2 protein-coding genes are annotated in these 7,724 nt (G+C 63.2%); both read right to left on the bottom strand.

Annotated features, from left to right (window positions below):
- Positions 1-6,121, bottom strand: a 6,121-nt coding sequence (locus AC6FTP_RS24330) for a cadherin domain-containing protein (RefSeq protein ID WP_497209503.1), incomplete at its 3' end; no start/stop codon positions are given.
- 57 nt (positions 6,122-6,178) lie between these two features.
- The coding region (locus tag AC6FTP_RS24325; protein ID WP_497209502.1) for a choice-of-anchor D domain-containing protein at positions 6,179-7,724 on the bottom strand (1,546 nt) is incomplete at its 5' end.

Below are 7,724 nucleotides of genomic sequence, written 5' to 3'. Positions count from 1 at the left end.
AGCCGCCCGCTGAGATCAGGGCACCCGCTGCATTCACATAGACTCCGTAGGCGTTGTCGCTCGCTCCAGTGGCGAAAGAGGTGCCGGTGACCTGCACATTGGCACCGCTGGTGTTGATCGTGCTGCTGTCGTCCACCGCTACTCCAAAGTTAAATTGACCCACGGACGCCCCGCCGCTGCCTGCCACCGTCAGCGTGCCCGCGGTGCCCCCGAGGATGTCGCCGCCGGACCGCACATACACACCGACCTGAAGCCCGCCAGCGCCATTGCCCGCCCTGCCCGTGACGGACACAACTCCCGTACCGGTGGACCGGACCAGTCCATTGTCCACATCCACACCGGCGAAGCTGCCGGTCGTCGCTATGCCTTGCTGGTTGGCTTCGATGCTGATCCCGCCATTCACGGTTTCCAGGCTGGAGCCCGAGGCCAGGGACACGTTCCGGCTCACCTTCACGATGATGCTGCCCGTGCCAGAGGTGAGGATATTCGCACCCGTCGCCACGCTCACGATGTCCGTGCCCGGCGTCGCATGGTCGTTCTGAAGGTCCAGGTCCAGGCTCGCATTCGCGGCAAAGGTGATGTCGCCATTCAGGTTCACCGTGTCGTCGCCCGTGCCGCCATTCAGCGTCAGGCTCGGCAGCGTGCCGGTGAAGGCACCGACGTTGATCGTGTCCGCACCAGCCGCCGCATTGACGGTGATGCTGGTCACGCTGGTGCGTGTGACTGCGCCGGAGTTGCCAGCGATGTTGAGCCCGCCATTCACGCTGAAGGTTCGGCCCGCTGCCGCGAACTGAATGTTCCCCGCGCTCGGCTCGCTGACGGCGAGTGTGTCGCCATTGCCGCTCATGTCGGTGACCACGATGACATTGCCCGCTGTCGCGACGGTGTAGTCTGGTGCCGGCTGCACGGTGATGGTGAAGGTCTGCTCGGCGGTGGTCAGCGCGGCGTTGCCGTTGATCGTGGCATCGTCCGTGAGCGTGACGCCGATGGTCGCCGTGCCGGCGGTGCCGTTCGGGGTGTAGGTCAGCGTGCCGGTGCTGCTGTCGATGCTCGGCGCGGTGGTGAAGAGTCCGGCATTGGTGTTGCTGCTGATGTTGAAGGTCAGCGCCTGTGTCACCGTGCTGTCACCGTCATTGATGCCTGTGGCCCAGCCGGTGGCGGTCTGCGCGCTGCTGGTGTTGTAGGGCAGCAGTTGGTCCGCGCCCTTCACGAAGACGGGCAGTTCATTCACATTGGTCACCGTCACGCTGATCGCCTGGGAGTCGGTGAGCAAACCGGAGCCGTTGTCCGTCACGGTCACGACCACTTCATAGACGTTGTTGGGGGGGGCCGCGACGCGGGGGCCTTCAAAGTCAGGTGGAGCCTGGAAAGTCAGCACGCCCGTGGCTGGCACGATGCTGAACTTCAGCATGTCCGCCCCGCCCGTGATGCTGTAGGTCAGCGTTTGCGTCGCCGGAACTTCGGCATCCGTCGCGGTCACCGTGGTCACGGCGCTGGTGTTTTCCGCGATGCTGATCGCCGCCGTCGGACCACCGAGATTGCTCGTGATCAGCGGAGCTTCGTTCGTGTCCGTGACGGTCACGCTGATATCCTGGGTGTCGGTGAGCAACCCTGCACCGTTGTCGGTGACGGTGACGGTGACTTCATAAACGTTGTTGTCGTCCGCGTCGGTCTTGACCTCGAAATTGGGCGCTGCCAAGAAGCTAAGCACACCCGTGGCAGGCACGATGCTGAACTTCGCCTGATCCGCCCCGCCCGTGATGCTGTAGGTCAGCATCTGCGGGGGCAGGTCTGAATCCGAGGCAGTCACCGTCGTCACCGCCGTGGTGTTTTCGGCCACGTTCACAGCCGCCGTCGGGCCGCTGCCGTTGCTGGTGATCGAAGGTGCCGAGTTGGTGACGAAAATGTAGGTCTCACCACCATCGAAGGGCGAGTTTGCCAGGGCATTGCCCACCGCATCAAAGGTTTGCGCCGGGGTGCCCGTGCCTTTGACCACGAAGTCGAAGGGACTCTCGTTGCTGTCGTTGTTGCCAAAGCTCACCGTCGCGCTCGTCGTGGCCGCTGTGGTCGGATTGAAGGCGATCTTGAACGTCGTCGTGCCGCCGCTGATGGCCACGGGGCTCGTCGGCTGCTGGGTCACACTGAAGTCGGTGCTGGGCGACACGCTGACAAAATTCGGCCCACCAGAGAGGTTCAGCGCCGCATTGCCGCTGTTGGCGATGGTGTAAGTGATCTCGACAATCCCGCCCTGCACCGGAGTGCTGCCGAAGTCCGTCGCATTCGTCGCGCTGGCGGCTGCGAGGAGCGCGCCGTCATTAATGGGATTGCCATTGCCGGAAACGGCGATTTCTGGGGCCAAGGCCACAAAGTTCGCCGTGATCGACTTCGCCGCGTCCATCGTCACGGTGGTTGAGGCGCTGCTGGCACTCGCCACCGCGCCGGTCCAACTGCTGAACAAAAAGCCCGAGTTTGGCGTGGCTGACACAGCCTGCAACGAGCCTGAATCAAAGAAGGTGCCGCTGGCCGGACTGACCGAACCGCCAGGGCCAGGACTGACCGCCGTGGTGAGCTGATACTGCGTGGTGAAGTTGCCCGTGATCGACACGGGAGCCGCCGCGACCGTGATCGAGTGCGACATCGCACCCGCATCCGACCAGTTGGAGAAAACCGCCCGCGTGCCCGCGCCCAAGGTCTGCGGCGTGGTGGTGGACAGCGTGTAGCTGCCCGGTGCGAGCGGCACCGTCTGCGAGCCCGTGTAAAGTACACTATTGAGCGTGAAGGACACTCCCGCAGGCACCATGACGGTGACATTCTGCGGCAGCGGGTTCACGGTGCCGGACACACTCACGTTCTGCGTGGTGGCCCCGGTGCTGGCCGAGGTGATGTTGCCGGTGACACTCACCGGGGTGATCGTAGCGACAGCCGAGGCCGGGATGCGGGCGTAGATCGTCGTATTGGCGACCGTGCCGGACGACGGCGTGAGGTTCAGCGACGAGGCGTAGCCCGATCCACTGGTGAGGGAGATCTCCACATTCGTGGGTGCCGTGATGACGAGGTTCGCCGTCAGATTGCTGCCGCTCACCGTGAAGGACTGCGCCGGAGTCGAGGCCGTGCCCGTCGTCGTCGTGCCCAGGGCAAGATTGGTCGGGTTCACCGTGATGGTGGGGGTGGCGGGTGCTCCAGCCCCTGCATTGATGTTCATCGTCAGATGCAGGATGGCGATAGCATTGCTGGGGTCAGTGCTGGATCCGTTATTGTTGGTGGTCGTCCAGCTCATGGTCACTGACGGAGCGCCAGCCTCGACGCTGGTCGTGTAACGTGACGCGCCGCCTGTCCAGGTATTCCCGACGTTGTTGACCACAGACTGCCCTCCTCCGGCATTGGTCCCTGGCGTCGTCGTGGAGTGATAGGCATCGACGAGATCGAACACCAAGTCCCCCGTCTGGCTGGTGACATTGAGAGAGGATGCCACCGTCGGGACACCCGTGACCGAGCCGGAGATCTTGGGGCCATTAATGTCCACTGGCGTGGTCTGATTCACCCCGGAGTAAACGGCGGCACCGATGTAGCGGCTGACGGTCCCTCCGAACGACACCACAATATTGCCTGTCACGGAGGCACCGGAGCCGAGGGCCAGATACCAGATCGAGTCGCATGAGTAGGTGTTGTCCGAGGTGGAGTTGCCCAGGCTCATCGCCATGCCGTTGAAGGTGACCGTCGTTGGATTCGTCGGCGTGCCCGGATCACCCGCTGTGACGACCAGAAGCCGGTCTGTGCCTGCCGCCACGGTGTATGAGAGCGTGCTGCTGTTCGTGTATTGCTGCGCAGCCGTGCCCAGGAGTGTTGGTGCAGCCGCCGCTGCTGCACGAGTCACCGTGATGGTGTATGTCTTGATTGCCGTCCCATCCTGGGCGGTGACTTGCACCTGGACGGTGTTCGCTCCCTCGGCGAGCGCGAGGCTGGCACTAGGGCTACCGGAGGTGACGCTGGCGAAGGCGTTGGCTCCGACGCGCGCCTGGATGGTGGCGTTGGCCTGCGCGGCGGTGGGCGTGACGGTGACGCTGCTCGTGGCATTCGGCACGCTGGAGGTGTAGCTCGTGGTGGCTGCGGCGAAGGTTTCATTAAGCGTCGCCGTGGTGAGAGCGAGCGCGGAGAGGTCGGCGTTATTGCTCAAGGCAGCCACCGCGAGGATGCGCGCTTCCACGTCGCCCAAGTAGGTTCCAGCAGTGACGCTGGCGGCAGTGGTGTCGGTCCAGACCGTGGCAAAGGCATCGCTTGGCATTGCCGCCATGGCAGGGTAGGCCTGATCGCCATTGCGATGCTGATTGATCTCAAACTCTCCTGCATCAACAGCGACGCCGAGGGCCGTGTAGCGGCGGCCAAAGAGGCCGTTGAGGTCAAAGTCGCCATTGTCCGCCGTCCAGCCGACGACAAAGCCGCCACCCGTTAGTCCGGCAACAGAGGCGGCATATCGACTGCCGGTGGAGACAGTGTTGGCCTGGAACTTGGTGCCCTGGAGCACGCCGCTGTTGTTGTAGCGGGCGACATCGATCTGAGGGATAAACGTCACACTGTCTGCCGACTCCGAGGCCACGACAAAACCACCACCGGTGAGCCCTGCCAGGCGCGGCCCTGCATAGTAGGCGCTGATGATGCCGGTGGCCACAACGCTGCCGCCGTTGACCTTCACCTCGATCTCGCTTGTGCTGTTATCCGCCCAAGCCACGGCATAGCTGCCATTGCTGAGCGCCGCCACGGAGGTGTAGTAGCCCGCGCTGTCAAACAGCACCTCGCCGGCGACGGGCGCACCCGCCGCTGCCGCGAACTGCCGTGCGCGGACTTCGCCATTGCCTGAATACCACGCGATGACGAAGGAGCCATCCGTCAGCGTCACGATAGCTGGCGCGGACTGGTCGCCTGCGGTGGTCGTATTTGCAATCAGCTGCGAGCCAACGGTGCCATTCGCCTCCACAATGCGATAAGCGATGTCGTAGTCGGCACCTGATTTTTTCGAGTAGGTCACGACATAGCGGCCACCGGCCAGAGCGGTCACTGCGGGTGTGATTTCATCCACGGCGGCACCTGCATTGCTGATGACGAACTCGGAGCCGACCGCCGCACCCGTGCTGGAGAGGAGTTGGCCGTAGATCCCGCTGTTTGTCGCCGGGCTTTTGCCGCCCTGACTAGCCGACTGCCAGACCACGGCGAGATTGCCGGTGGTCAGATTCGCCACGGAAGGGGCGCTTTGGTTGTTCGTGGTGAAGGTATTGACCGGAACATCATTGCCCAGAGTGAGATCGTTCGAGACCTCGGACGTGACGGTAAAGCTCAATTGCTTGCTGAAACCCTGGGCGTTAATCGGGTTGCCGCTGCTGTCGGTCTGATAAAGGTCGTAGTAGCGCAGCGTCGCCGTGACCGTGGTGCCCGGCGCAGGCATGGTGCCGGTGCTCTTGGTAAGCGCCACCTTGTTGTCCACATTGCGATTGAAGCTGATGGCGAAAAGACTCGGCACCGACTGGTTTTCCAGCACCCACCAGCCATCCCTCGTGGCACCCGTGTCCACCGGGGTAACGGTGGCGAGTGTGGAGCCCTGCGGCAGTGTGTCAAAGACCGTCGTGCGATCCGCCGTCATATCAGTCGGCGCGTTGTCGGGGATGATCGTTGCCCCAGTGCCGACATTGGTCGTGGGCCCACCACCGAGAAAATAGGCAAAACCGATGCTATTCGACGTGGTGGTGTTGCCACCCAAGGTGTCAACAAAGCGCCAGATCTTGCCCGAGATGGTGGTGAAGCTGGTGTTGTTGTTGATGCCCGCAGGGTAAGTTGACCACGATGATCCGCTGTTGGTGCTGAACTCGAAACGACCACGGGTCAGAAACATGTTTTGCGGAGGCACGTCGTGATAACTGATCTGCGTGACGTTGTAAGTGCCCGCGAAGCCGGGCTCGGGCGTGGTGCCGGTGCCGTAGGTCCAGGTGAAGCTCGTGCCGCCGGGCCGCACAAAGACGGCATTGTTGGGGTTGAACACTTGCGGGAGCGCCGCGTGCGCAACGCCGGCACCCAGGCAAACCGTGGCAGCGACCACCGGCAAAATGAGGCGTGAGAGGATCGAGTTCTTCATAAGAGAGGAGGCGATGAAAGGTGAGATGCGAAGGGGAATGAAGGTTTGAAGAACGGATCAGTCGATCACCCGTAGTCTGAACTCCCCAGTGCCGCTGGTGCGGTTCACGGTCACGTCGCGGATGTTCCCGCTGCCGGTCACGCCGGTCACGGTGCCGACGATGTTGCTGCCATTCACGGGCACGACCTGGAAGCGGTTGGCTTCGGGCAGGTTCAGCGTCACTGGCTCGGAGTAAGTGACGCGGAAGACGACGGAGGGGTTGTTCGTCGTCTGGGGGGAAGGATTGAAACGCACCACGGAGAGCACGGTCGGCGGTGTCTTATCAATGGTGTAGCTATCGCCCGCGAAGGGCAGCGTGGTGCTGATGGCCGTGGAGAGGCCGGTGGAGTTGGCGAGGTTCAACGTGAGAAGCCCGTCCGTGGCTCCGGTGTTCACCGGAATGTTCCAGGTGATGTTGTTGCTCGTGGTCGGCAATCCCACGTTCAGGCCTGCGGCGGCTGGGCCGGTGAGCGTGAAATTGCTGGCTGAAACGCCGGTGACAGCGCTGGCGAAGGTGAGCGTCCAGTTCACCGTGCCTGCGTTCGTCGGCGTACCATCGACTCGGCTGAGCGAGGTGATGGCGACGGGTGCCGGATTGACCGTGCCGCTGATGGTGAAGTTGTAGGGGTTCTCCGTGGCGTCATTGTTGTCGAAGCTCAGCGTGCCGCTCGGCGCCGCCGCAGCGCCTGCGCTCATCGTAATCTGGAAGGTCGTGGTGCCACCGCTTCCCGCCACGGTCGTGCTGCCGAAGGTCGCCGCGAGGGTGAAGCCCGTGGGCACCGTGAGGTTCGAGAGCGTGAGATTGGCGTCGCCGCTATTCGTGATGGTGAAGGTCTTTGTCACCGGCGCACCCACTGTGGTGATGCCGAAGCTGAAGGTGCCGGTGTTGTCAGGGATGTCGCCCACGCCTGCTTCCGTCACGGCGATCTCGGGGGCGGTGGGAGCAGCCGCACCATTTGCCCCGGCCATCATGAAAGTCGGCTGGCGAGCGTCCGAGAGGTAGCTGACGGTCTTGCCGTTGAGGGCGCTGCTGGCGCTCACATCCACGGCGATGGGGTTGTTTCGTTGGTCGGTGGTGCCGTCGCCGAGCTGGCCGCTGGCATTGGTGCCCCAGCTGTAAAGCTTCCCTTCGGTGGTCAGGGCCAGGGCGAAATTGTTGCCGCCAGCGATGTCGGCGATCGTCTTACCCGAGAGCACACCGGAGACATCCACCTGGGCCGGAGTCGAACTGCTAACAGTGGTGCCGTTCCCGAGTCCGCCCAAGCCACCAATGCCCCACGCATACAAGGTGCCATCGCGAGCGAGCGCATAGACCGCCGATTGCGTGCAGGTAATTTTGGCGATGGTCTTGCCACCAGGGAGGCCCGTGCCGCTCACTCCGGCGGGAGTCGGATTATTGGTTGATGGGACGACGGGGCCTCCGTCACCGAGTTGCCCCTGAGAATTGTTTCCCCATGTATAAACCCGACCATCCGAAGTCAGCGCCGCAGCGAAGGTGCCACCTGCCGACACCGCGACGACGCGTTTGCCGGTGAACACACCTTCCAGCTTAGCCGGAGTCGTC

Source organism: Prosthecobacter sp. (assembly GCF_044378005.1).
Lineage (GTDB): Bacteria > Verrucomicrobiota > Verrucomicrobiia > Verrucomicrobiales > Verrucomicrobiaceae > Prosthecobacter.
The sequence above is the reverse complement of the archived record's forward strand: the minus strand, read 5'-3'. Positions and strand labels throughout refer to the sequence as shown.